The following is a 26,843-nucleotide window of genomic DNA, read 5'->3' as shown; positions in this document are numbered from 1 at the left end:
ACACATGAATTCCAGGAAATACAGCACTCGACAAACAGGACTGTCGTTAATCGAGGTGCTCATTGCATTTGTGATCTTGGCTATCGGTCTGTTAGGCATTGCAGGTATGTTAATCATGTCGAGCAAAGCAAATAATTCAAGTTATGCGAAACAAGCTGCGGTGCAGAGTGTTTCTGGCATATTTGACAAAATTCGGTCTAACTATCAGGCTGCAATCAATGGTAACTACAATATCAGCAATATCAACAGTAGTGGGGCACCAATTCCTCCCCCCGCACCGGGAGTTATATGCACTCAATCCCCTTGTTCAAGTACCCAATTAGCTGCGTATGATACATGGTACTGGCTTGCCAATGATGTCAGTAAATTACCCAGCGGCAGTGGTTCAATCACCTCATCCCCCGCGCCTGGAACGGGTGGAAATACACTGATTACTGTAACCGTGCAATGGGATGACAGCCTGGCACAAAATCTTGTTGGTGCAAGTAGCGCTCCTGCTCCCAACCCTAACTATGTCCAACTTATCGTACAAAGCCAATTATGAACAATTATCAAACACATCAGCAGGGTTTTTCCTTAATCGAACTCATGGTTGCCTCAGTCATTGGTCTTTTACTGAGTTATGCAATGATACAAATTTATGTAACACAAACTCAAATCTATAAAGTAACAAACTCACAGGCTCTTATTCAAAGCACAGAAAATGCGATTGCCAATCTAGTCACACCCATTATTCGTTCTGCTGGATTTGTAGGTTGTGGTTCACTCAGTACCGCAATGTCTCAATTAAATGGTGGTGGTTCAGCCCCTATTGGCTCGCTCAATACCAACTCAAGCTTACTCACTGGTTACAACCGAAATGGAACAACAATTACAATTAACCACGGTAATCCTTCTAATGATAGCAATCCAGGTAATTGGACACCGTCTTTGGATTCATCATTGGCAGGAAATGTCCAAAATACGAGTGATGTCTTAATTGTTCTCGGTGCAACTCCCGGTAGTTTTCCTGTCTCAATTACAGCGATCGATTCAAGTAGCGACTTCTTTACAGTGCAAAGCACGAGCGGCATGAACCTTAGTGCTGGACAGTTCGCTGCAATCTCTGATTGTGGTAAATCCTCTGTTTTTCTCGTGACTAATATCGCGGGAACAACGATTAGCCATGGATCAGGTGCGGGACAATATGAAAACTCTTCGTCTACTTTTAGTTCAAACTACCAGGCAGGATCTCAATTTATTCCACTACAACAAACCGCTTTTTTCGTGGGACAAGGACAAGGTGCACAAAGTGCATTGATGCGGGGTATTTTAACTGGAGCAGGGTGGACCATTCAACCTCTGGTTCCCGGAGTTGAAGTAATGAAAGTACAGTATGGCATAGGAGCTAATGGTACAATTTCTCAGTATGTCTCCGCCGACGCTGTCACAAACTGGGCTCAAGTGTATGCGATTCGCCTGGGTTTTTTAATCGCGGGACAAGTTGCTTCGGGTAATCTGAATACGACTCAATATAATGTATTAAATACTTTAGTCACCGTTCCCAATGACAATCGACTTCGTCATGTATATGAAATCAATATTGCTTTAAGGAATGCGAGCTCATGAATTCTATTTCTGAAAACACAAAGTCTGTTCGCTTATCCAACAGCACTAAACCGATTTCGAAACTCTCTATAGAGAAAGTGGTTTCAGCACCTCAAAAGGGGTATGTCCTGTTAATGACCATGATTTTTCTTCTTGTTCTCATAGTCTTAGCGCTCACAGCGGTGTCACTCAATACAACACAAACACGAATTGCAGCCAATGCCACTGATACCGAAATCAGTTTGGAAAAAACAGAAGGCGCTTTAAACGAAGCGATTAATAATCTGATAAAGGGAACCTACGACGCAACAAATTTCCTACAGAATAGTAATGGATTATATGTGCTGAATCCTACTGCCCCACCCTTGTGGAGCACAGCAAATTGGTCCAGCTCTACATCAGTAATCTCAAGCTTCCAAGGGTATTCCAATACACCGGCGAGTTACATTATTGAGCAGCTACCTTCGATTATTCAGCCCGGACAAAATATGAAAACACCTACTCGTGTCTATCGGATTACTGCACGCTCCATAGGTGCCAGTGGTAATACCACAGTGATGCTCCAAAGTACAATACAAATACAACAATAGGTAAAACTAATGATGAACAATGTACGAAGACAAGGATTCACCTTAATTGAATTAATGATAGCGGTACTTATTATGGCCATACTGGCCACAATAGCCTATCCTTACTATACCGGTTTCGTACTAAAATCGCGTCGTTCTGATGCCATGGCCACATTAGCACAAGATCAAATCATTCTCGAACGGTGTTACTCACAAAATTTTTCTTATAATGCACCTTGTGGCTCATTACCTGCGTTTCCACAAACATCTGCTCAAGGTTTCTACAATATTACCTTATCAAATGTAGGGCCAACAACCTATACACTGACAGCAACACCAATTGGGAGTCAGGCTGAGGATACAACCTGTGCCAGTATGACGGTAGATCAATCTAACGTAAAAACCGCTGTAGACTCGTCAGGAACCGCACAAACTATTTGTTGGAATCCATAATAACAAATTGAATCGAAATACAGGCCTCTCTATATTAGGGGCATGTCGTATTAGATCGAGGTCTCTCCCCAAATAAAAATTTACTTTACAAAAAAAACTCGATTCTCTACTATCACAGTCAACGGAAAGTCCAACTTAAAAATAAAATGGAAATTTTTTGCTTTTTCATAGGCATACTCTATCTATATACCTTTAATCATTCTTTACTCTTAATTGGCTTGCTCTTTGTTTTCCTCAGCCCAAAGTACTCGTTAATTTTGTTTTTTATTTTAGGGGTTACGTTAGCAGGATTGCATCAAGCCCTTGTTTCAGATAAAGGAATACCCAATGGTACCGTGTTCCCTAAAGTAACAGTGCAAGGAACAATTGCATCAATTCCAAACCAAGATTTTACCAAAACACAATTTTTATTTGCCCTTGAACAATTCAATCATCACCCAGCACAAGGATTAATCCAATTATCCTGGTATAACAATGCTCCAAAATTACACGTAGGCCAACGTTGGCAATTCACGGTTAAATTAAAAAAGCCTCGAAACTATCTTAATCCTGGAAGTGCAGATTATGCAGGCATGCTTGCCGCACGTCACATCGAATGGACTGGTTATATTCTCTCCAAAAACAATCAATTGTTCCCGGAATCACAGTCGTGTTTTAATTGGCTTCTATTACGTGAGCATTTGGGAAATAAACTCAGCCAATTAGCACCCAATCAATCCACTGCAGGAGTTGTAGAGGCATTAACTTTAAATTTAACGACCCATATTAGCCAACACAATTGGGATTTATTCAGACGTACAGGCACAACCCATCTTTTTGGGATTTCAGGAGAACACATTGCATTGGTGTCGGGGATGATTTATTGGCTAGTGCGCTGGCTATGGTCTAAAAGCTCCCGCTGTTGTTTGTTTATCCCGGCTCCTTATGTTGCCAGTGTTAGTGGCCTTTTAGCTGCTTTATCCTATGCCTTTCTAGCAGGATTTGCTCCACCTGTACAAAGAGCATTAATTGGGTGTTTTTTTTACACCCTCTACTGCTTAGGAAAACAACGTTTTTCGACTTGGCAAGTATGGCGTTACGCCTTGTTTGGCGTTTTATGTATCGAACCCCATGCAGTATTTATGCAAGGATTTTATTTTTCATTTCTTGCAGTGGCGTGTTTGCTTTTAACCCAACAACGTTGGCGATTAAAGGGTTACAAAGGAAATTTAGCTTTACAATTAAGCTGCTTAATTGGGCTCATGCCTTTAACCCTGTACTGGTACTCCTATGGTTCAATTAATGGCTTTATTGCAAATTTATTTGCTATTCCTCTAGTTGGTCTTTTGATCGTCCCCTTAGCATTAATCACTATGACACTTTGCTCATGGACTGTTGCTGCCCCCTTAATGAAACTCTTATCCTTGCTTGTTGTCTTGCTATTTAAAGGATTATATTTAATTGAACATTTAGCAGTCATGAACCTTGATTGGTCTATTTCTCATATTGGCTTGGTTGTTATCTTAATGGGGGCCTTATTGATATGGGTTCTATTGCCAATTAAACCTTTTCAATGGATTGCACTGTTGTGGATACTACTCCCATTTTTTCCACCCCGTGTTGTACCCTCACCAGGAGAAGCAATAATTGATATTTTGGATGTTGGCCAAGGTTTGGCAATTGTCATTAGAAGCAAACGGCATACTCTGGTTTATGATACTGGAGATCGATTTTTTCAAGGAAATGATCTAGGGAAAATGGTGATTTTACCCTATCTTAAAACGTTAGGAATAAAAAAAATTGACTTTATAGTCATTAGCCATCCAGATAAAGATCATCGTGGCGGACTCCATTCGCTTGAACAAGCGATACCCGTGGATCTGTTATTAGTCAATGATCCTCATTACTATGGGCATGGTGTGACATGTCATAATTACCCTCAGTGGAAGTGGGATAGTGTTTATTTTCGTTTCTTGCCGATTACAGCTCACTTTAAGAATAAAAATAACAACTCGTGCATTCTACAAAGCACCAAAGCCGGAAAAGTATTATTGACAGGAGATATTGAACAAATAGCTGAAGATTATTTAATAAGAACTTATCGAGAAAGGCTTGCCTCTGATGTTTTAATTGTCCCTCATCATGGCAGTAAAACCTCCTCTTCTTATCGATTTCTACTTGAAATTGCACCACAGTATGCCATAGCCTCTTTAGGCTTTGATAATCGTTTTCACTTTCCTCATGCAAAGACTTTGGCAAATATGAAATCATTGAATATTCCCTTTTTTAGAACAGATCAGTGTGGCATGGTACAACTTGTCTTGCCCGCCAAAGGGAAAATAAAAAAACCTATTTGTTTTAGCGGTCTTGATGTAACTTAAGCAAAATACAGTACAGCGAAACCCCGTTTTTCTTGGCTGGGATGAACGTGTTAATTCCAGCTTTCATTTCACCCTGGCTACAAAATACTGGAGCGCAAAAATACTCCCATTAAAATTCAATGCCTGAATTTCGGTCGCACTTTTTTTTAAAAACGCTATAGTAACTATTGAAGTAACTGATTGAGCGATTCATGTTAACTAATAAAGCGGAAAAAGAATATTACCAGGCATTGATTACGAAAGACTCTAACTATGAAGGTGTATTTTATGTTGGAGTTAAATCAACCGGAATATTTTGTCGACCTACCTGTCCAGCCAAAAAACCAAAATTTGAAAATTGTGAATTCTTTCAAACAGTCCAAGAAGCACTCCTTGCTTCATATAGACCGTGTATTCGCTGCCAGCCATTGTCCTATCCTAATCAAGCTTCCAATTTAATTCAAAAATTGATTGCTGCTGTAGAAGCAAACCCTGAAAAGAGATGGAAGGACAGAGACTTTGCAGCATTAGGAGTTGATACATCAACTGCACGCAGGCAATTTAAAAAGCGTTTTGGCATGACTTTTGTTGCTTATGCACGTGCAAGAAGAATGGGTATAGCCATGAAACAAATCCGTGAGGGTACAATAGTGCTTGAAACACAACTTAATGTAGGATACGAATCCGGAAGCGGTTTTCGAGATGCTTTTTCTAAAATAATGGGTGCGGCCCCTTCGCAACTGGAAAAACATTCTATGGTTTTGAAAGCATCCTGGTTCGACTCACCTCTTGGACCAGTGCTTGCAGTAGCTGATGAAGAAGCGTTATATCTTTTGGAGTTCGTTGATAGAAGAGGATTAGAGCGTGAAATAGAGCGACTAAGAAAGAGGATGAAAGCAGCCATTATTCCAGGAGAAACTTCGCCAATTCGCTCCATTGAAAAAGAGCTTAAAGCATATTTTTCAGGAACTCTGAAGCACTTTAATACCCCAATACAAATGCTAGGCAGCCCCTTTCAAAAAATGGCATGGCATGCTTTAACGCTTATTCCCTATGGAGAAACAAGAAGTTATGCCGAACAAGCTCAGGCATTAGGAAAACCCACTGCATACAGAGCCGTTGCCAATGCAAATGGCGCAAATTCGCTGTCGATAATTATTCCATGTCATCGAATCATTAATTCCAGCGGTAATTTAGGGGGTTATGGCGGGGGGATAGCACGGAAGCAATGGCTTCTTGAGCATGAACAGAAAAATAAAAAAACGTAGCCTTAGTATTTTACACGAACTATCTGAAAACATGGGCTACGGTTATCTTCATCCAGGCCACACACAATAAGGGTTTCAAAACTCTATTTGCAACTGGATGCAACAGTAGAGCAAGAATTTTTAGATTGCCTTCAGGGTACTGCGATCACCGGCCAAAAAGCTTGGTCAATGAAAAAGAAAAGGGAGATGGATTAAAGGCGCTATCTACTCCTGATGTATACTCCATTTCCTTCGCAGACTCATCTTGTTCTTCCTCATTGTGACTACGTGGTGTTGGTGTTGTAGTATAAGGTGTTAAACGAGTGGGTTGGTTTTCTGGAGCCTGGTTAGGGGCATACGCTTTAGGAAATAAGTTTTTACTAATAAGCTCTTTAATAAAAGCATTACTTATAGTTAACTCATTTTTATTCTGAGTTACCGTGAAATTATCTACTGGCACCCCTTTATTTTCCAAAGCAATTTTAAATTGATCAAAAACCAATTTCAGAATCCGGATAATCTCCTGAATATCTTTTTCGTTGTACAATAAAAGACCGGGTTTAGGCCGAATTATTTTTGCACTTTGTTCGCCATCATCGCCAAAAGATAAAAACTCGAGCATTTCTTCCAAGTCAAACAGGTTCATTGACGTTGTATCCGCAATTACTTCCTCATTTGATAGTAAATCCAGTGTCTCGCGCTTGGAAGCTTCCTGTTTTCTCATGCCTATACTGTTTGGCGCAAGCGATAGAGCTTGTAATATAAATCTGCTGCTATCTGAGTATTTTAAATTGGGCATATTCTTCCACCGATTAGGATCATCATGATCTAATTTTTAATAATAGCAAATAGCCCTCTCTGTTTTGACTCTTGCGGCTATTATTTACATATTCTTAACCATTTACTTCCTCCATGGGCACCCCGGTTTCCGGCGAACTATTAATAGCGCAGAACGAGCCTCTCTTTATTTCAAAAATCCGATACAAGTTCAACGGTAATAATAACGAATGCAAAACAAAAATCGGGTAGAGCGTGCTCCCAAGAGCATAAAGAATAAATGCTACATTAGAGCAGATTGCGATAAGACGTAATGTCAAAATCCTTTTGACATAGAAAGTCGCTAAAACAAGGCAACAGGCAACATAGCCAATAACTTCGATCGTTGATTCCATTTCAACTCCCAACTTTACAATCCATTCCTATTCAACATACACCTAGTATGCGAGACTCGCAAGTAGCCTTAATATTGGAACTCGAGAAACGAAGCAACATATGTATATAAAATAAACAACAAATGAATCGATTCAATTTCGTTGCTCTTTTCTGCTCAGGACCATAAAGGTAATGGCATTGTAGAAGGAGGGAGTGACGATATGTAAGTTGGTTGATTTACGAAAGTAATTGATTGCGATCAAAAGTTGTTTTAATTGCAGAAAACACATCATCCCATACGATTGCAAAATCATTTTTTGCCTAATACAACACTTTAGCTCAATAACCCCTATCAATCATCTGTGATAATAAAAATGTGGCCTTGGATGCGGGTAACATAGAACTGCATTTCTCACCAATTGAGGGTATTTCATCCCGTTTTTAAGGATAAGTACTTAAATTGGTAATTTCTAATTTAATTAAACCTTCATTGGGAATACGAATGAAACCATTATCACTGCCAAATAGTATCAATTGTACCTATGGATACTATGAACTTTCTATCTTAGTAGAAGTTAAGAGATTTATTGTTTTTAAACAATTTTTAAAATAGTAATATTTCTTTGAGAAAAAGCATCTCATGGAACAACCACTAGTCATCACATATTATGGGATTTTAAAAAATAAAAAACCCGCAATCTAGGTCGCAGGCTAAAAAGTGCAACTACTTTAATTAATAACAGGAATCTTGATACCAACAATGTCCATATTGATTACATACTCGAACAGATTGACACTCAGGGTAGTAATAATCGTTGTAGTAAGGAACTCCAATGACAACAGCAGGTCCCCCCCAACCGGCTCCACCCCAGCCACCATAATAGCCACCGTGCCAACCACCGCCACCATAATAGCCGCCGTGCCAACCACCGCCACGATAATAACCACCATGCCAGCCACCATGTGCAAAACTTGCTCCAGCAGCACATAGGCCAAGAGCAAAAACTACTGTACGTATGATACTACTCATAGAATTTCTGCTCATAATTATTTCCTGTTTTCTAATACTATACGTTTAATTATAACGTAAACTCGCTTTAAAAATAGTAGGTTTGTTAAGTTTTTGTTACTTTAAAATCCATATTTGAAATACACCTGATAAAAAGAAATAATAAGTTCCAATTTCACATTTAGGGTAATTAATGCAGCTTACTCAATTTACTGATTATTCCTTACGTGCTTTAATTTATATTGCGATAAAACAAAATACATGTACCGTTAAGGACATTGCTACAGCCTATGCTATTTCACACAATCATCTCATAAAAATAATCCATAATTTATCTAAATTAGGAATTGTTAAAACAATTAGGGGAAAAAATGGTGGCATTATCATGGCTGAAAATCCTGCAGAAATTAATCTCAAAACGCTAGTCTTAAAACTTGAACCTCACTTTGATTTAGTACCTTGTTTTAATAAAGAAGCAAATTGTTGCATCACCTCCACCTGTAAATTACGAAAAATTCTCATTGATGCACAAAATGCCTTTTTTGCGATTTTGGAACAATTTAGCTTGGCAGATATTATTCAGAATAAAGTTGAACTCTACCCCTTAGTCAACCTTACTCCTAAAGGAGAAAATCTCGATGTACAAAATTAAAACCAAGCGAACTTACGACGAACCAGACTCATCAGACGGATATAGAATATTGGTTGACAGATTATGGCCTCGTGGAGTGAAAAAAGAGACTGCCGCTATAAACTTATGGCTAAAGGAAGTTGCCCCAAGCAACGAGCTACGCCAATGGTTTAATCATGAACCTAATAAATGGGAAGAGTTTAAAAAACGCTATGCCCAAGAACTCACAAAAAAGCAGGCACACATCACAACGATCACGACTCAAGCAAAAAGTCAAACTGTAACTTTGTTATACAGCGCTAAAGATGAAAAACGTAATAATGCTCAGGCTTTACTTGAGTTAATTTATGCGGAAAAGAAATAATAAATTTTGGTACTACTTTAAAGTTGTATTTAAAATGAAACTTTATTATCATTACCTCATTTGTATCAGCAGGTAGTAGTAATTATGACTGAGCTGAATAAAACACATATCGAAAAACTAGTGACTCATTTTTACCAAAAAGTACAACAAGATGAGATCCTAGGTCCAATTTTCAATGATACAGCACAGATTGACTGGGATGAACATATCCCCCTGCTTTGCCAATTTTGGAATAGCATTATGTTGAAAACTAATGAGTATCACGGTAATGCCTATCAAAAACATACCCTATTAAAACAACGCATCCAAATTGAGGAAACACATTTTGTCCGTTGGCTGAATTTATTCCAAGAAGAAGCGGTAAATCATTTGCCTTGGGATGCTGCCAAGGAAATTTTTCAAAAGGCCTCATACATCGCAAAATCCTTAAAATATGGGATGTTAGATCAAGAAAAACGGGGTTAAAGAACATGATTAAGCCACTAACTCGTGATATTCTAATAACCTTGATTATCAAGTTTAGCTTATTGATTTTACTATGGTTAATTTGCTTTAAGGATGTGCGAAGATCACACCAAAGCAATGAGCAATGGCTGTTAGGTACCAGCCAACAAAAAATACATATTCTTGCTAAAGAAAAATGAACCAAGAAAATCCCTAATGCTTTTTTAAAGATTACAAAAAGATTTTAGCAAGGTTTTTATCAATACAGTATACGACATGTGAGGTGAGCAATGATTCCTGGTAGTGACCTGGTTGATCTTTCCCGTTTGCAATTTGCCCTGACCGCCCTTTATCATTTCCTTTTTGTTCCTCTCACATTGGGCTTATCGCTAATTTTAGCGATTATGGAAACAGTATATGTAATGACAGGCCATGATATTTGGCGACAGATGGTTAAATATTGGGGAGTTCTCTTTGGCATTAATTTCGTTTTAGGTGTAGCTACCGGACTGACTATGGAGTTTCAATTTGGTACCAACTGGGCCTATTACTCTCATTATGTTGGTGATGTTTTTGGTGCTCCGCTGGCTCTTGAGGGACTTATGGCTTTCTTTTTAGAGGCCACTTTTGTCGGTTTGTTTTTTTTTGGTTGGAACAGATTAAGTCGCTTGCAACATATGTTTTGTACCTGGTTACTTGCTTTAGGAACAAATCTTTCTGCATTATGGATTTTGATTGCTAATGGTTGGATGCAAAATCCTGTTGGAGCGGAATTTAATTTCCACACGATGCGAATGGAAGTTACCGATTTTGTTGCGGTCCTGTTTAATCCTATTGCCCAAGCCAAATTTGTTCATACTATTAGTGCTGGTTACGTTACAGGTTCAATTTTTGTCTTATCCATTAGCGCTTACTTTTTATTACGCGGAAGAAACATCCAATTTGCAAAACGCTCAATAACAGTAGCGGCAAGCTTTGGACTTGCATCTGCGCTAGCTGTAGTGGTATTAGGTGATGAAAGCGGCCATCTTGACAATGAAAGTCAAAAAATGAAATTTGCAGCAATAGAAGCCCTATGGCATACCGAAAAGGCTCCTGCTGGTCTTACGGTTTTTGGGATTCCCAATGAAGAAACAATGACAACTGATTATGCAATAAACATCCCTTACGTATTGGGTTTAATTGCAACACGCAGCTTCACTGAGCCACTGATGGGTATTTCTGAATTGATCGAACAAGGAAAAGAACGAATCAAAGAAGGTATGCTTGCTTATGAAGCATTAACCCGATTACAAAAAAAACCTAATGACGAGCAAGCAAAAGCTGATTTTACTGCACACAATAGATATTTAGGTTACGGCCTGCTCTTGAAGAGATATACTGAAAAAGTAGTTGATGCCACTGAAGATCAAATTAACCAGGCAGCACATGATCTGAAACCTCGAGTCGCGCCTTTATTTTTCTCATTCCGGATCATGGTAGCGTGTGGATTTTTCTTTATTTTATTATTCGCGACGGGTTTCTACTTGTCCATGAAACGTAAATTACATACAACGCGTTGGTATTTGCGAATAGCACTCTTTTCACTACCATTGCCTTGGATTGCTGCAGAGCTAGGTTGGGTAGTTGCAGAATATGGACGTCAACCTTGGTCAGTCCAGGACATTTTACCTACTGCGATGGGCGCATCCAGCATAAGCGCTAACCAAGTATTAACATCAATAAGCGGATTCATCCTCTTTTATACAATTCTTGCCATAGTTGAAATTTTCTTGATGGCTAAATACATCCGTCTTGGTCCTGATAATATGGCGCACTAGGAGATTCATTATGCCCTTGGACTATGAAACATTACGAATTATATGGTGGCTGCTGCTTGGTCTATTATTGATTGGTTTTGCAGTCATGGATGGTTTTGACCTAGGTGTTGCTATGTGGCTACCTTGGCTTGCAAAAACAGATATAGAAAGACGCATACTAATTAATAGTATTGGCGCAACCTGGGAAGGAAATCAAGTTTGGTTTATTCTTGGGGGCGGTGCCATTTTTGCTGCCTGGCCAGCCTTATATGCTCTCTCTTTCTCGGGCTTCTATTTTGCAATGCTTCTGGTTTTATTAGCGTTAATCTTACGTCCCGTTGGTTTTAAATACCGTTCAAAATTAGAGAATCCCCAATGGCGTTCATTCTGGGATTATGCTTTATTTATAGGCGGCTTTGTCCCTGCTCTTATTTTTGGTATTGCCATTGGCAATGTATTACAAGGTGTTCCTTTTCATTTTGATGAATATTTACGCCCATTCTACACCGGCAGCTTCTTTGATTTGTTGAACCCTTTTGCCCTGCTGTGTGGGTTGCTATCGGTTTTGATGCTTGCCATGCATGGTGCTTTTTTCCTTAACTTAAGAACAGAAGATCGCATCCAAAAGCGAGCAAGAACTGCAGGAAAAATATCTGCTCTCCTGAGCTTATTTATCTTTATAGGCGCTGGAATTTGGCTTCATTATGGCATTGATGGTTATAGTGTGACAGGAGTTTTAACTCATGATGGTCCATCGAATCCACATTACAAAACGGCTATTCGACTTGCAAATGCCTGGTTTTTTAACTATCGCGAGCTGCCCATCACTTTATTTGCCCCAGGGGTTGGTATGCTTGCGGCATTATCAGCCTTCATTGCTGCTAAACATGCCAAAACAGCCTTCATTTGCAGCGCCCTTTCGGTTGCGGGCATTATCGCCACTGTAGGTGTCAGTATGTTTCCATTTATACTGCCCTCTTCGTCTAATCCTGAACAGAGCTTGCTGGTCTGGGATAGCTCATCAAGTCAATTAACTTTGTTTAACATGCTAGTAGCTACTGTTATTTTATTACCAATAATCTTGCTTTATACCGCTTGGGTATACCGCGTATTACGCGGAAAAATAACAGAACAAACAATTGCTAAAAATCAAGATACAGCCTATTAGGAGGTAATTATGTGGTATTTTTCCTGGATTTTGGGTACTGGACTGGCCTGTTGTTTTGCTATCTTAAATGCAATGTGGATTGAACTGGAAGACTCGAAAAATGAGTCAAAGTAACCTGCTTACTGAGACATTGCCCAGGAAAATAATATACTCCTGGGCTTTCTTTCACTGCACAAAGGCATACAGCTCCTACAATCCTACCCAACGGATAAATTCATTATGTGCATTTAAATTAACCGATGAGTTTCCCTCGAAATAGACAGTGAAGCTATTGGCAAGAGAATTGTCTCTGGCTAAAGCACCATTGATTTTAACTGCCTTGATTTTACCTAAATTGACAAACTGCATTTGCGTCTCATAATAGCCACCCCGTACTACTTTTAGAACTGGTATTACAAAACGAATAGCATTAATACCCTCCTCTTGACCAGTGCCATCTGGATTGGCGTTATTGGACAAATAAAACAGCTCTTGTGCATTCAGTGCAATGTATTCTGCGTTATTAATCTGACGTCGTAGCATCCGTGTCAATGGTGCTGTGGTATGAAATACCCGTTCATAGGTATCTGAAGAAATAACTGTAACAGGTTTGGTTTCTGCCTGTTTGCTGCCTTTATATCCGCGACCTACAAATAAAATAGCATCACGTTGTTCATCAGGTGCGGCATCAGGTATTTGAACGGTCAAAGAATCCGGGTATTGAGATGTGGGTGCTTTATCACAATTTAAAAATTTTGATTTGGCAAACCACGCATCACTAGGATAATAAATAACTAATAAAGACTTGTCTTTTATGGTATTAATAATTGCTTGGGAGGTCTCCAAAGGAAGTGCCGGGCATCCCCAGCTTCGCCCAGGCCTGCCATATCTTTTAATAAAGTGTTCTTCCACATACCACCCAGAATGCATTACAACAGCTCGACCCGATGCATTATCATTAAAATTACGGTCTAAACCATCCAAACGCAATGAAAGACCATCTCGACCATAATAAGCTTGTTGTGTTTGATAAACCCCAATACTACTTGCTTTGCTATTGAATTTATTAGAAAAGAAATTGGTCAATAAAGCACCGGATTTAATGCCATGCGACACGTAAGTATGAAACAATAATTTTTTTGCTTTTAAATCAAACACCCAAAAACGCTTTTCATTTGAAGGTAAAGAATAATCGATAATGGTTAAAATATTATTATGATCCACATTATATGCAGTAGCACACCTAAGGGTAGTGAGTACCTTATCAATCACGAGTGGATTTAAGTTCGGAGCTTCATGAGTCAACAGCATCTTAATAACATTTAATGATTGGTCGTTAATTTGCTCTGGCTCTGAAAAAGGTGTTATTTCGCTGATGAAACGAATATCGCTCTTAATTGCTTGTGTATGAGGTAACTCTAATGGCAATTGCGGAAAAGAGGTTACAGTTACTGCTAAAAATAATAGCAGGAGAGCACTCATGATTTGTCCTTTTTATAATTGTTCAAATCCTGTATTTTTAATATAGCTCAAATTTTCTATCACAACTGATAATTTTAAAAGATAAGGAGTGATTTATTTTTAGATAGTTTGGATACATAAAGAACGCTGGGCTTTACAGCCCAACCACAATTAGTCACATTGCTTTTACTAGAGATTCTTTAGGAGCGTCCTGATTTGGTTCATATTTGTAACAAATACTCGTTACTGCATTGGTCAGATGCAACAGAGCATTCCCTACATTCTCCGTGAGCGAATTCGCAGAACAACCCAATGTCGCTCCCGCATAAGCAGTACCCAAACCAGTAAAATTAAGAGCAGCATTTCCTATACTGGTTAATGCATTATCATTTCTACTGAAGGTAACTATGTTAAGAGCAAGCATTGCTATCTCAAAACCATTTTCCCAAACAGTTTCCGGATCTGAGAACATCTTATATGCGGTCATAGCGAGAAAAAGGCCATTTGTAACTTGCATGGCTGCACGCCATTTATTTTCCTTATTGAAAAAACCTACCATTTTTTTATCCTCCTGAATGTAGTTAGGTTTGATCGAACTTTAAACATGGCGTGCAGAAAAATCAAGAACTTTATTTCGTTGAGAGCTCAGGAAATTCAAGCACACGCAACTCAGTTTCTTCTAAACGATATAAAGAAAAATGTAACGACAAAATGCTGCATCAATAATCTCAAATATAATCTGGGAAATGCCCTATGAACTTTTTTAGACACAACATATCGATCAATTAAAGACAAACTAAAATAGATTGCTCTTCGTCGAGTTCATTTTGCACTCTAAGGGGTTTGGTTTTTGCAGCAAACAAATGCGATAAATTGTTCATTAACAAACGTACGTTGCGCTTGTTTGGATTTATGTGATTTGATTTTTCTCTGCGTATCTGCCGCTGTTCTTCGGCAACGAACTGGCTTTTTATTTGAATTTTAATCGAATCGTCCAAATTTGGAATTAACTCAATTTGGCGTATGCCCTGATCCACAATATTTTTATACTCACCTATTAACCCATCCACTTTAATTTTCCATGCAGCAGCATCATCAATCATTTTTGCAGTCTTAGTTTTAAAAAAGGAGAAGTACTGAGCTAGAAAATTAGAAATTTTCACGAAAAAACCATCATGTAGTTCGATGAATGCGCTCAAGGTTTGTCTCTTTGCCTGAAGATCCTGAAGAAAAAATAAATTTTCTTTTACAGTATGAAGCAACCTAGAGATAGCTTGCACCGATTCTTTCATTACCTCACTTGCTTTTTGTAACGCAGCAAGCCGCTCAGAACTTTCCTTTGCGATTAACAGTTTTAACTCTTCATCCTGGTTAAAAAAACGGTTATTTATGGCTGTAATTTGGTGCTCTTTTTTCTTTAGTTTTTCTCGTAAGTCTAGCAAACAGGTTTTTGCCAAATCTTTAAGCCCCGCTTTGCAAGTGCCATCCAAGGTAACTGGAAGAGTGCCTGCAATCATGCTTTGCAATACCTGGGGTGTGGTAGTTCGATAAACAACCTGTATTGGTGAAGCCACCCAGCTCACTCGCTGCAGCACTTCTGAAGACAGATCAGGACATTCAACAATAGCTTTTAATTGCTTTATTTTTTCGAGCAATTGTTGTTTTGAGTTTTCTTCTGTAATTTCTAAAAGTATTTGAAATAACTGAGCATGCTCTCCTATAAAATCTAAAAAATCTTTTCTGCCGGTGATTTTTTTATCATTTTCCTCTGCAAATAAAAGCAGTTTATTTACCGCCTCTATTTTGGCGTCAAAATCTGCCTTTTTATTCCGCAGTTCAATGAGACTGAAAATACCTGATAAAACTCTGTCTATATCTGCTTCAAGTGCTGCAAGGCTGTCATGAATGCTTCGTCTTATAGGTTTCTCTGCCTGGTGAAACCTAGCCCCTCCTGGAGCAGGTCGCTTATTATGAGGAAAACCTATTGCTCCTTGATGCTTTACGCTGCTCAAAGGACCAATAATACCTAATACTCTGAGATAACGTTTACTCAAGAGATCTTTAACGGGTTTTAAAGGATCGGGGACAATATCGTTTGTGTTTTTTACTGTTTGCTCTGACGTTAACTGTCCCATTCTTTTCTCTACTTGCAATAAAAAAAAGTTTATCTTAGGCTTGATTTTTTCAAGATCCACAAGAAAAGAAACGACAATTTGCGCCTTCCAATCCCTCTCTATTTGGGCAATTGCTATTTGGATAATATGAAACAGCATGTATGCAGAGAGAAGAAATGTTTTATATTGATTTTTATCAGTAAAAGGAATGCTGTTCAAAGCAAGTAATTTTTCAATATTTCCAATTAAAGCAAAAAGATTGCCTGTAGTATTATCTTTCCAGTTATCATATAAAGTAGCGATGACTTCGCTGGAATGAGTCAGCAATGCTATTTCTTTATCGGCTGTCTCGGGTAGTTGTTCAATTGCTTCATCGATAAAAAGCTTCACAAAAACAGCTGTTCCCCATGCGCGAGCATTATATTGATTAAATTCGTTATACTTTATCTGCGCATTCGCTTTGATGACTTCAAGATTATCTGCTGAGTTAACGTAATTGCTAATAAGCAACGCTGAGTTGAGAGCCTTTTGCTCTGCATGGAATTTACTACCACGCCATTGTTTGAAACGTTCCTTTTTACTCAGCATAGTGGGCTCAACGAATTAGTTAATAGATCCCTAAAGTCCATTCTACAAAAACGCAAATTAAAATAAAACAATAATACTGACTTAATTGTTCCAGGGGACCTAATAAATTGAAAAAAACGAATGATATCAGCGAAATAATGCAAGTGTTTTTAAAATCAGCTATTCTAAATTTATATACCTATGGAGAAACAGCATGCCATCAAAAAAAGGAATTTATCTTTTTACTCTAATTGGCTTACTCCTTGGCTTCGCCCTTGATGGATTATTTCGCAATGAAATTACTAAGTTATTTGATTACATTTTAATTAGTCTTTTTGCCCTTTTGTATGGCTTGGCTTATAACGAAAAAAATAGTTTTCGCTTAATTGCAAGCAGTTTCATTATTGCTCTATTCTTGTCGTTACCCCTGCTTCCTATAGAGGCTCATTATACATCCATACATCTTGAGCATTGGATCACATTTCTGGGGGCCTTCCCGCTATTTGTCTATGTGGGGCATTCATTTCACTACGCATTCCATCATGACAATACCTGGCGTATCCATTATAACAGCTTATTTGCCGCGGTATGGAATACTATTCTTCTGCTTTTTGTTGCTTCTCTATTTGCAGCTTTAGCCAACATACTTATCCTGTTAGGCGCTTTTATTTTCAAAACAGTAGGTAATGATTTTTTATGGAATTTATATTCCAACAACGTCCATTTTCAATTGATTTCCCATGTTACTTTATTTTTTATTGGATTAGGGGTTGGTCAGCAAAACATCAGGATTATCTATAGCTTGCGCTTTCTACTGTTAAGGATGATGTACTACTTATTTCCTTTCTTGGCATTGATTAGTATCGTGTATTTTATTCTTTATTTAAGCCATTTTATCAGTGGCGGTGAAGAATACGTCAATCCCCTCCTTATTTTAATTCCATTAGCTGTATTGGGAATTATATTTTTTAACGCATACTTTCAAGATGGAAGTGTGGAGTCAGGAGCCCCATCGTGGCTGAAATTACTATTACGCATTTATCGAGTGATTTTATTGTTTTTAGTTTTAATGATGACTTATAAAATTTTTCAATCGTATTCTGTGGATGTTAATGTCGTCATTTGTATCATCACGGGGATTTTATACAGCCTGACTTATGCAATCACGGCCTGGCTGCCTGAAAATCTGGAGCAAAAATGGGTACGGATAGGTAACATTAGTTCTGCATTGTATTTTATAATTGTTCTTTTTTTGTTCAATCTTCCTTATATGCCAATAATCTTTCAGGTAGGCGCCCAATAATATAGCGTCATCCACTAAGTTCGAGACAAAGCTCAAGTACATGACTGAGCGTGCTTGCAAGGATAGAGCTTAGTGGTAGCACTACAGGTCAGGGAGAAGGATTCATATTTTTTATTCTATATCTGGAGTCGGCCTGAGATTACCAAATCGTGTATTTTCTTCAACCACCTGATTGACAAATGTATTGCCATAACCAATCCAGCATCCCTTTTTAATGGTCGTTCCTGGACCAATAGCAGTCGACATCCCTATAAAAACATTATCTTCAATAATTACAGGGGCAAGAAAAAGCAAGCTACCTACATCAGAGTGACAACTAATTGACACCCCACTACCAAGAGTGACATTTTTTCCTATAGTGATTAACGGACAATCAACAAAATCTATATCAAAAGAATTTACAATGTGAAAGGAAACTTTGGCACCCAATGCACGCCAATAAAAAAACTTAATCACATTAAATGTTTGCAATAAAGGAGTTAAACCCACCACTTTAGCAGAACGAGCAAGAGCAAAATGACAAAACCAGGCAATAGTCATTTGATTCATTTCACGTTTATACCGGCCTGGTTTTAAGCGTGGCAGACACAATCTAATTCCTGCGATTATCATGATAAAAGCAGCAAATAAAACAAAGGGGGCTGCCGGAAGAACCAACCAGGTGTATGTATAGCCATGATAAATAAATAAACCTGTTAAGCTAAATGCAACAACACTAGGCATCAAACTGAATAAGATGGATACCAGGTCAATAATAAGAAGTATAGAGGTAGTTAATTCAGTTTTTTCTGGAGTTTTTTTTGCCTTGGTTTTATTCTTCTCAGTCATAACATAATGTTCCTTTTTTATAATAGTTTGGCGAAGGTGAAATCATAACAAATTATCAAAAATGATACGGAGGCCGAATTTATTTTTCCGTAATTACTTGCTGAGATATGAGCTTCGGTTTGGTCTGCGCATGACTATCCGCTAATAACTCATCTTTGGGCAATTGGAATAAAACCATGGGCAGTACTTCGTTAGTGCTCACTCCATGGGCATAAGGCTCATTAATCTGTATTAAACGTTCGTGCATTTTTACTAATATAGAATCCGATATTTGAGTTGTATCGTCCGTAACCAAAACAATTCTGTTCCCCAAGCTATTACGGGCAAAATACCAATGCGGCGCTACATCAAAAGAAATATCACTCAACATTTCCTGCAGTTCTTGCCCAGAAACAGAACAATTTTCTAATTTAAGCATCTGTGTCTTATAACAAAATTCAAGTCTTGGTGCTTTATTTAAAAAGCCGATACATTTCACTACATCTTTTAATTGATAACGAACAAAACCCATGGCTGTAGTTAGAAAAACTTCATAATTTTTGTCTTGCTCTAACTCCCAAGATTGTAAAAGGTTCTCTTTTTTAATGGCCTTACCTTCCTCAATAAACTCAGCAATATGTGCACCAGGATGCAAAAAGCCCCCGCTCTGATTGTCAATTGGAACAGTAAGCCATCCTTCTGTAGCGGAATAAGTGCCATCGACTATCTCAATACCAGGCCCTAACAATTTTTGTAATTGACGCGCAGGATATTCACACATGCTTGAAATCCAGCATCCGACTACAGTCAATGATGGCCAAAACTCTTTGAACGACCCTGGTTCTTGCTGTGCCAATTGGAGCAAATAACGCTGCCGTTTCTTCGTCACTTGGAGCGGTGGTAAAAAGTCAGGAACGTTCTTTTCACCTAATAAATAGGGTAAGAAATGCTTAAAATTGTTAAGACAACGCTCAAAAAGAACCTCGATAACCATAGGAGTGACTGCGAATATAGCGCTAAGATCTGAGGCCAGGGCATACAAAGCGGACCATTGGGTGTAGACTTCGGTAGTGTCGAATACTTGATCTGGTATCGCATAAAAACGTTTAATAAAAGAGGGTAAATTACGATAATTAAAATTGCTAATCCAACCAGAAGGAATGCCTGCGGGTGACGTTTTATGAGAATCTACGGCAGCCAAATACAGTAATTTTTCTTGAAACAACCCTGGGTAGTTCTGAGTCAGAGTATAAATATAAGGAGGCATGGTGCGTTGAAACTGTGCTTGAAAAGATTCAGTAATCGGAAAAAATTTTCGAACACCTGCTGTTCCTGAAGTTTCTGACCAAAAAATCAATTTTTCCCCATTTAAGGGCTGAATAAGACTATATTGTGCAGCCAAAAGATCTTTTTCATAATCTTCATAAGTTGTAATTGGAAAATTATTCAGACTTAAAGTTTGGAAATTTTGTAATAAAGGATGCCAATAAGCTGATTTTTTTAACAAAGGCACAATCTCTTGATTCCACAGCCTTTCAAGGGAACGTTCGGGGTATTTGGTATCTTCAATAAAAGCTTGATATTTTTTTCGGGTAATTAGTGCGATTAATCTTCTTTTCCAATTCATTCTCATTACGAACCAAAATGAATACGATACGAAATGATAACCTCAAAAACTAAAGTTGGCGAGGTGCATTAACCTGGAAAAAGCAGTGATGCTTGCTACGCAAGCTAAAGGCACTGAATTCTCCGGGTTAATCAGGTATTTTAATAGGAACCACAGAAAACATCTTATGGTGTTCATAAAACAAAACTAAATGCTCCGCAATAGACTCTTGCAACTTAGGCTCAATAGTTACTCGCCCGTTTAATTTATTAAGAATGAATTGAATTGCCAAATTAAGCCAGTCCAAGCCCGATAATACTTTATCCATTAACTCCTGATTATGATGCCAAAAATGAACACAACAACTTGCTGCAAAAATCCAGCAATAGTGCTCGGCCAAACGAAAAGCAGCCAAACTGCGCGGGTCAAATTGTTTTTGCTCTTGCAATGCGATGACTTGGTGATCCAAACGCTTTATCTCACTGCGAATCGCTGTGATTAATGGGCTGATTTTTTTCGATTTTAGAACAGATATACCAGCCAAAATATCGTCTTCGCCAATAGTGAAAAGACCTAAGCGATTCAGAGAAAGCTCTGGGCAAATACAATTGAGATTAAAAATATGTTCCATTTTTTGTAACTGGTTTGAGGAGCAACTTCCTCTCATTCCAGCTTGGGGCACTAAACTACCTGCAATCACCGATAAATTGACCTGACTGCTTCCGTCAAATAAACCCACCACCGGAATATCTCGTCTGATTTTCTGCAGCATAGCCCACTGTGTTGTCCGTAAATAGGAGCGTGCACCCATCACGATGCTGCATTCCTCGACAATTCCTTCAGTTATTTTAGGAACAAGGAATTTAATAATGGCAGACCAAAAAGATAATTTTTCAGGGAGCACCGAAGCGGCACGGGCCACTATTAAAGCGCTACAATCTGCTATCAATAACTGAGCAAATAGTTCCCCCAATCTTTGTTTCACTACAGGAATTTCATATGCCGTCTTCCCATACAACTGCCTCTGTAGACTAAAAGAAAGCGCTAATCGTAAAGCAGTATCTGCAGCACCAATAGAAAAAGAAGCACAGAGAGTTCTAGAAACCTGTAACGTTTTATAAATGATTTCTAAACCCCGCTTCTTTCCCCCAATCAATGCATCATCAGGCAAAAAAACCTTGTCTAAAGAAAAACCGCTGATATCCAATCCCCTGACCCCAAGCGTAGGGAGTTTGGGCGTTGGCATAAAACCCGATAGAGCCGATTTATCCAGAAAAAAAACAGAAAAACCTAAAGGGCCTCCTCCAGCATGAGTACGGCACAGAAGAGTCACACTCTGCCCCTGAGTAGCGAAATTAATGCACCATTTTCTCCCGAATAGCTCCCATCCATTCTTGCAAGGTTGGGCAACTACTTCATTCGCCATGATATCAGAACCATGATCTTCTTCGGTTAAAGCACATGCAGTAATGTCGCCTCGACGTAAAGACGCTGCCAAATCTTTTTTCTGACGTTCATTTCCGGCTATCCAAAGAGGTAAGGCTCCCAAAAATGATAAACCTAAGGCAATACCGACAGTTAAATCACGTCTACATAGTGATTTTGCTAAAAAAAATGCGACATCGAGTGAAACAAACTGCCCGTTAAGATGTTGAGGGATTAGGTACTCCATAAATCCCCACTCCTGTATGAATCTGATTTGCGGCCAGGCAAGTTCCTCTTGCTCATCATAATGCAAGACCTCTTGAAAATTGACTGGGGTATCCTGTTTTGCAGGATTCCCCAGATAAGTTTCGAATGAATGAATTAATTGCAGCAAATCATGGTAAGAAGACATAATAATCCTTCTATCTGAGGGAGAACGTATTTCTATACAATAGAATGTCGCGCAATCGGCAGATCATTCATTTTGCGAGATAAATACTCCAAATATTGGGCCAATCTACCTCGTATTTGTTGAGGGGCAATAATTTCATCGATTAAACCAGATAGATAAGCCTCCGCTAAAGAAGGATCAAGATTCTGCACATCAGATGCAGGTTGTTTCATCTCAACAGATGCTTGCCCATCAGTACTTTGAACTTTTTTCGTAGTCTCTTTGCCCATCACTCCAAGGGTTGCAGTCTCTAAAGCCAAAACAAGATCTCCTTGTTGAGATGCAGTTTGCATCATTAGAAATGCTGCAGCTCCATAGCATTTACGAACAATCACGCTCATCCTAGATACACGAGTTTGCATCGCAGCACATAACCTAGCTCCATACTGTAATAATCCTTTTTGCTCTTCACGTTTTCCAGGCATAAATCCAGGAACATCAATTAAAGTAAGCACTGGAATACGATATGCATCACATATTCGAATAAATTTAGCTGCTTTTTGTGCTGCATCTGAATCAATGGCCCCACTAAACCGAATACTCTGATTTGCAACAATACCCACTGCATATCCGTGAATATGGACAAATGCACAAATCATAGCCTGCCCATAGGACTTTTTGTATTGCCATATTTCAGAATTATCCACAATCGCCTGAATCAATTCGAGCATATTAAATGGCACTCTGGGATCAGCCGGTATATTGGGCAAGGGCTGCAAAGGTTCCTGAACAGAATGTAGAGGAGGACATTCTCCACTATGTGACGGAAAAAAATTGAGCATGGTTTTAACATGATTAATTTGCGCACTGATACTGTCATCGACAAAATCAGCAATCCCTGTAGTACTCGCATGCATCGCGCTACCACCCAATTCACTCATACTGACTTTTTCACCGATTGCTTGTCGCACTACCATAGGGCTGGTGACCATCAGATAACTACGATGTTTGTTAAAAAAAAGCAAATCCATCAATACTGCAGAATAAGCAGGCGCACCAAGAGTTGGCGCAACAAGCACGGCAAACTGCGGAACCATACCAGATAAGTTGATGTTGTGTGCGATAATTTTCGTGTATTCATCACCGCTTAATAAATTTTCTTCCAAAGAAATACCGGGAGACGCTAAAAAAGCGATGATGGGAATCTGTAAATCTTTGGCCCTATCCATGAGTCGTAGAATTTTTTTTGCGCCTTGGCTGGTAATATATCCTCGGTTCACGGAATTATTATGAGCATATACGGCTACGGGTCTTTGATTTACTTTAGCTAAACCCGTAATCACTTCAGCCCCAAATTGCAAATGAGACTGATTATTTATGGCATAATCTGGAAGTAATGGCAGAAAACTATGATCATCGATAAGATTTTCTATCCATTTTATCGTGGTTTTATCAACAGACGATGAGGACATATTTGCACTCAACTTTTTATTAAAATTAATATAAAATATACACTTCGTCATTACCATGGTCAATTTTCCTAAAAAAACATCTATAATTTTAGGCTCATTGAACTCATAGTGTAATCGAAATAAAAGCAAACGAAAAAACAATTTAAAGGTAACGTATGGAAATTTTGTATCCCCACATCCGTTTTGATATTACAGCAGCAACTCGTGTTCTTCCAGACTCTCCCCCTGTTACCAATCTGGAAATTTTACAAAACTTTCCACGAACATCCGGTCACTCTTTATCTTTTTTAGAAAAATTTGCTGAAAAAATCGGTGAAGAATTTGGTTTTTATTCCCGTTATTGGTGTCATAAACCTTGGGAATCTTTAGATGACTCCAGGGAGTTGACTGCTGAATCATTAGCTACTGAAGCAGTACAAAAACTGTTTGCCGATTATGACTCAAAAAAAATACATGCGCTTCTATTAGGATCAACTACTAATAAACGATTTACAGGGTCCCAAGCAGCGGCGGTTCTTGGGAATTTAGGCGTAGATGCCCCTGCTTATGATTTAAAAGCTGGCTGTTCGACATCCTTAGCGACACTTCATCTTGGCTATGCCTTAATGACATTAGGTTACGCGAATGTGGTAGTCAGTTGTGCCGAAACTTTGTCCAAAGTAATCGATCCTGAAAATGAAAAAACATGGATAGGATTAGCCGATGGAGCAGCAGCATTGCTCATGGAAAAAAAGGAAACCGGTGCATTCGCGGTTGAAAAAACATTTTTTTCCACGGAGGGAAAATACGTTGAAGCCTTTACCACGCAAGGTGTTTTTCCCCCTACCAAAGAGCAAATCGACACCACAGGCTACCATTTGATTGGCGATGAATCACTGATGAAAGAACTGGCCTATGCTAAGTACAAGCAAATCCTGGATCATTTATTACCAACAGAAGAAGACAAAAATAACATCACATGGATTATTCCTCATCAAGTAAATCGCAAATTAATTACTCAACTTCTTCAAGAGTACCAAATGAGTCACAAGGCAATTATTTGGGATTCAGATACGATTGGAAATATTGGCGGCGCTTCTGTTCTTTATTCTTTGGCAAGAGCAGTAGAGGAAAAAATTTTTGATAAACCTGGAAAAATACTCATGATGAGTGTAGGCGGGGGGCTCTCTTATGCAGGACAAGTCTTGCAATTCCATAGGGATGCCTGATGAGTAAAGAGCTTTGCAAAGGCGTATCCCTAATTGATGCGGTTCACCGCAGAGCACTGCATACACCAGAAAAAGTAAGTTGTACGTTTATCAATAGAAATCTAGAAGAAAAGATGACCTATGCTGAATTGGATGAACAGGCAAGAGCCATTGCAGCGGAATTACAGGCACAGGGAGCAAAACCTGGCGATAGGATCTTATTATTATTTACCCCCGGGCTTCCCCTAATCCAAGCTTTTTTTGGCTGCCTTTATGCGGGCTGCATTGCTGTACCTATATATCCTCCCGCACAAGCGAAATTACTAGATAAAGCACATCGCATCATCCGCAATGCAAAACCGGTGCTCGCGATGATGACGGCTAATCATCTAGCTAAATTTGCCACCCTGGATTACAAAGGAAAACCGTATTTAGATAAAGTTCCATGCTTAGCCATAGACAGTATGAAACTGAACATAAGTGCTTTTTGGCAACCACCCACTATTCGCGAACATAATATTGCTTTTCTACAGTACACATCAGGATCCACGATGCATCCGAAAGGAGTCATTATCACGCACGGCAATTTACGGGATAACATCCAAAAGATATACACTGCGTTTGAATTAAATGAAGAAACTATATCCTTCAGCTGGCTCCCGCCGCATCATGATATGGGATTAATAGGTTATATTCTGACCCCTATTTATGCGGGCATACCAGCCTATCTTATGTCTCCTTTTTCTTTTTTACAAAATCCCCTTTCCTGGTTACAAAACATTAGTAAATACCGAGCAACCATCAGTGGCAGCCCCAATTTCGCTTACGATTATTGTGTGAAACGAATTAAAGAAGAAAAAAAACATGGTCTTGATTTAAGCTGCTGGCGAATTGCATCAAATGGAGCAGAACCCATTAGAAAAGAAACATTAGAGCATTTTTATCAAGCCTTTAAAAATTATGGTTTTCGTAAAAAAGCCTTTTACCCTTGTTATGGTTTGGCTGAGGCTACTTTATTAGTGACAGGAACTATTCCCGAAGCTACATACCGAACGCTTTCCTTGGTTAAAGAAGAGTATCATGCTCATCGTGTCCATTTTGCTCAGGAGGAAAACCCACAGAGTCACAATTTAGTCAGTTGTGGTCAGTTTATTCAAACAGTAAAAATTGTGGATCCAAAAACACGTATGCTTTGTGATAATGAACAGATTGGTGAAATTTGGGTACATAGTGCCAGTGTAGCTCAGGGATACTGGCAACAGGATGAGGAAACACATCATGCGTTTCATGGTAAAATTGCTAATGATCCAAGCAATCAATTGTATTTAAGAACAGGGGATTTGGGGTTTGTACATGAAGAGGAGTTATATGTGACTGGCCGCATTAAAGATTTGATCATTCTCTATGGAAAAAACCATTATCCGCAAGACATAGAATATTCTATTCTCCATGCCCCAATCCATAAGTATCTAGGTAAGTGCGCTGCTTTTGTCATGCAAACTGAACAGGAATATGAACTCACGGTCATGTGTGAGATAAAAAACCGCTTCATGTCGCCTGAAGAGCAAGATGCTTTATTCAATAGTATTTTTGAACTGGTTTATCAAACCCATCAACTTGAAATTCATCATATTATTTTTATCCCGCTTAAAGCCATGCCGCATACAACCAGCGGCAAAATTCGTCGAAATTTCTGTCGCAAACATGTATTGGATAATACACTTCCTATGATAGCTTCGTGGCGCTTGAATAAGGTTGAGGGTTAAGAA

26 protein-coding genes are annotated in these 26,843 nt (G+C 38.8%); 16 read left to right on the top strand and 10 right to left on the bottom strand.

Annotated elements, in window-relative coordinates; all coding sequences use genetic code 11:
* The first annotated feature begins 4 nt into the window (after positions 1-4).
* From pilV to Lpar_RS08290, 6 genes are all read left to right on the top strand, one after another.
* Positions 5-544: a type IV pilus modification protein PilV gene (gene pilV, locus Lpar_RS08315; RefSeq protein ID WP_058517507.1), complete on the top strand. Its 540-nt coding sequence runs from the start codon at positions 5-7 to the stop codon at positions 542-544.
* Positions 541-1,608, top strand: coding sequence for a PilW family protein (locus Lpar_RS08310; protein ID WP_058517506.1), 1,068 nt, complete (start codon positions 541-543; stop codon positions 1,606-1,608). The genes pilV and Lpar_RS08310 overlap by 4 nt, the downstream gene beginning before the upstream one ends.
* Positions 1,605-2,177: a pilus assembly PilX family protein gene (locus Lpar_RS08305; protein WP_058517505.1), complete on the top strand. Its 573-nt coding sequence runs from the start codon at positions 1,605-1,607 to the stop codon at positions 2,175-2,177. The genes Lpar_RS08310 and Lpar_RS08305 overlap by 4 nt, the downstream gene beginning before the upstream one ends.
* A 9-nt stretch (positions 2,178-2,186) precedes the next feature.
* A complete protein-coding gene (locus Lpar_RS08300) occupies positions 2,187-2,609 on the top strand; it encodes a type IV pilin protein (RefSeq protein WP_420324260.1) in 423 nt (140 codons plus the stop codon).
* A gap of 146 nt (positions 2,610-2,755) precedes the next feature.
* Complete coding sequence (locus Lpar_RS08295; protein ID WP_058517504.1) at positions 2,756-4,969, top strand: DNA internalization-related competence protein ComEC/Rec2; 2,214 nt, start codon at positions 2,756-2,758, stop codon at positions 4,967-4,969.
* A gap of 191 nt (positions 4,970-5,160) precedes the next feature.
* Positions 5,161-6,216: a bifunctional transcriptional activator/DNA repair enzyme AdaA gene (locus Lpar_RS08290; RefSeq protein WP_058517503.1), complete on the top strand. Its 1,056-nt coding sequence runs from the start codon at positions 5,161-5,163 to the stop codon at positions 6,214-6,216.
* A 145-nt stretch (positions 6,217-6,361) separates the two neighbouring features.
* On the opposite strand, the gene Lpar_RS08285 is transcribed toward Lpar_RS08290, so the two are convergent.
* From Lpar_RS08285 to Lpar_RS08280, 3 genes are all read right to left on the bottom strand, one after another.
* Positions 6,362-6,994, bottom strand: a complete 633-nt coding sequence (locus Lpar_RS08285) for a hypothetical protein (protein ID WP_058517502.1) — start codon at positions 6,992-6,994, stop codon at positions 6,362-6,364.
* Positions 6,995-7,088: 94 nt separating this feature from the next.
* Entirely contained in the window at positions 7,089-7,367 is a 279-nt protein-coding gene (locus tag Lpar_RS18465) for a hypothetical protein (RefSeq protein ID WP_082650424.1), read from the bottom strand.
* A 713-nt stretch (positions 7,368-8,080) separates the two neighbouring features.
* Positions 8,081-8,392 carry a hypothetical protein gene (locus Lpar_RS08280; RefSeq protein WP_058517501.1) on the bottom strand — a complete coding sequence of 104 codons (312 nt, stop codon included), beginning with the start codon at positions 8,390-8,392 and terminating at the stop codon, positions 8,081-8,083.
* Positions 8,393-8,549: 157 nt separating this feature from the next.
* Between Lpar_RS08280 and Lpar_RS08275 the strand changes: the two genes are divergently transcribed.
* The 7 genes from Lpar_RS08275 to cydX all read left to right on the top strand — a co-directional run bounded on the left by Lpar_RS08275 (position 8,550) and on the right by cydX (position 12,876).
* Complete coding sequence (locus tag Lpar_RS08275) at positions 8,550-9,008, top strand: RrF2 family transcriptional regulator (RefSeq protein ID WP_058517500.1); 459 nt, start codon at positions 8,550-8,552, stop codon at positions 9,006-9,008.
* Positions 8,995-9,351 (top strand): DUF488 domain-containing protein, encoded by a 357-nt coding sequence (locus Lpar_RS08270; protein ID WP_058517499.1) that lies wholly within the window; start codon positions 8,995-8,997, stop codon positions 9,349-9,351. The genes Lpar_RS08275 and Lpar_RS08270 overlap by 14 nt, the downstream gene beginning before the upstream one ends.
* Before the next feature lie 84 nt (positions 9,352-9,435).
* Positions 9,436-9,816 (top strand): group III truncated hemoglobin, encoded by a 381-nt coding sequence (locus tag Lpar_RS08265; RefSeq protein WP_058517498.1) that lies wholly within the window; start codon positions 9,436-9,438, stop codon positions 9,814-9,816.
* Positions 9,817-9,821: 5 nt separating this feature from the next.
* Positions 9,822-9,995, top strand: a complete 174-nt coding sequence (cydP, locus tag Lpar_RS19080; RefSeq protein ID WP_165482428.1) for a cytochrome oxidase putative small subunit CydP — start codon at positions 9,822-9,824, stop codon at positions 9,993-9,995.
* A gap of 90 nt (positions 9,996-10,085) precedes the next feature.
* On the top strand, positions 10,086-11,615 hold the full coding sequence (locus Lpar_RS08260; RefSeq protein ID WP_058517497.1) for a cytochrome ubiquinol oxidase subunit I: 1,530 nt from the start codon (positions 10,086-10,088) through the stop codon (positions 11,613-11,615).
* A 10-nt stretch (positions 11,616-11,625) separates the two neighbouring features.
* Complete coding sequence (cydB, locus tag Lpar_RS08255; protein ID WP_058517496.1) at positions 11,626-12,762, top strand: cytochrome d ubiquinol oxidase subunit II; 1,137 nt, start codon at positions 11,626-11,628, stop codon at positions 12,760-12,762.
* A gap of 9 nt (positions 12,763-12,771) precedes the next feature.
* Positions 12,772-12,876 carry a cytochrome bd-I oxidase subunit CydX gene (gene cydX, locus Lpar_RS08250; protein ID WP_058517495.1) on the top strand — a complete coding sequence of 35 codons (105 nt, stop codon included), beginning with the start codon at positions 12,772-12,774 and terminating at the stop codon, positions 12,874-12,876.
* A gap of 75 nt (positions 12,877-12,951) precedes the next feature.
* Here the strand turns inward: cydX and Lpar_RS08245 are convergent, their stop codons facing one another.
* The 3 genes from Lpar_RS08245 to Lpar_RS08235 form a co-directional block, all read right to left on the bottom strand.
* Positions 12,952-14,223 (bottom strand): murein L,D-transpeptidase catalytic domain family protein, encoded by a 1,272-nt coding sequence (locus Lpar_RS08245; RefSeq protein ID WP_058517494.1) that lies wholly within the window; start codon positions 14,221-14,223, stop codon positions 12,952-12,954.
* Positions 14,224-14,377: 154 nt separating this feature from the next.
* Entirely contained in the window at positions 14,378-14,761 is a 384-nt protein-coding gene (locus Lpar_RS08240) for a hypothetical protein (RefSeq protein WP_058517493.1), read from the bottom strand.
* A 226-nt stretch (positions 14,762-14,987) separates the two neighbouring features.
* Positions 14,988-16,904, bottom strand: a complete 1,917-nt coding sequence (locus tag Lpar_RS08235) for a hypothetical protein (protein WP_058517492.1) — start codon at positions 16,902-16,904, stop codon at positions 14,988-14,990.
* A 193-nt stretch (positions 16,905-17,097) separates the two neighbouring features.
* Between Lpar_RS08235 and Lpar_RS08230 the strand changes: the two genes are divergently transcribed.
* The gene (locus Lpar_RS08230; protein ID WP_058517491.1) at positions 17,098-18,186 is read left to right on the top strand and encodes a hypothetical protein; all 1,089 of its coding nucleotides are present in this window, start codon (positions 17,098-17,100) and stop codon (positions 18,184-18,186) included.
* A gap of 111 nt (positions 18,187-18,297) precedes the next feature.
* Here Lpar_RS08230 and Lpar_RS08225 read toward each other — a convergent pair whose 3' ends face one another.
* The 4 genes from Lpar_RS08225 to Lpar_RS08210 form a co-directional block, all read right to left on the bottom strand.
* On the bottom strand, positions 18,298-19,014 hold the full coding sequence (locus Lpar_RS08225) for a DapH/DapD/GlmU-related protein (RefSeq protein WP_058517490.1): 717 nt from the start codon (positions 19,012-19,014) through the stop codon (positions 18,298-18,300).
* Positions 19,015-19,093: 79 nt separating this feature from the next.
* Positions 19,094-20,620, bottom strand: coding sequence for a GH3 family acyl-acid amido synthetase (locus Lpar_RS08220; protein ID WP_058517489.1), 1,527 nt, complete (start codon positions 20,618-20,620; stop codon positions 19,094-19,096).
* A gap of 127 nt (positions 20,621-20,747) precedes the next feature.
* Positions 20,748-22,436: an acyl-CoA dehydrogenase family protein gene (locus tag Lpar_RS08215; protein WP_058517488.1), complete on the bottom strand. Its 1,689-nt coding sequence runs from the start codon at positions 22,434-22,436 to the stop codon at positions 20,748-20,750.
* A gap of 32 nt (positions 22,437-22,468) precedes the next feature.
* Complete coding sequence (locus tag Lpar_RS08210) at positions 22,469-23,887, bottom strand: acyl-CoA carboxylase subunit beta (RefSeq protein ID WP_058519210.1); 1,419 nt, start codon at positions 23,885-23,887, stop codon at positions 22,469-22,471.
* 155 nt (positions 23,888-24,042) lie between these two features.
* On the opposite strand from Lpar_RS08210, the gene Lpar_RS08205 reads away from it, so the two are divergent.
* Positions 24,043-25,095, top strand: a complete 1,053-nt coding sequence (locus Lpar_RS08205; protein ID WP_058517487.1) for a 3-oxoacyl-ACP synthase III family protein — start codon at positions 24,043-24,045, stop codon at positions 25,093-25,095.
* A complete protein-coding gene (locus Lpar_RS08200) occupies positions 25,095-26,840 on the top strand; it encodes a fatty acyl-AMP ligase (protein ID WP_058517486.1) in 1,746 nt (581 codons plus the stop codon). Before Lpar_RS08205 ends, Lpar_RS08200 begins: the two co-directional genes overlap by 1 nt.
* Positions 26,841-26,843: the final 3 nt, after the last annotated feature.

The organism is Legionella parisiensis (genome assembly GCF_001467945.1).
Taxonomy (GTDB): domain Bacteria; phylum Pseudomonadota; class Gammaproteobacteria; order Legionellales; family Legionellaceae; genus Legionella; species Legionella parisiensis.
Note: the sequence above shows the minus strand (reverse complement) of the source record. Positions and strands in the feature narration are given on the sequence as shown.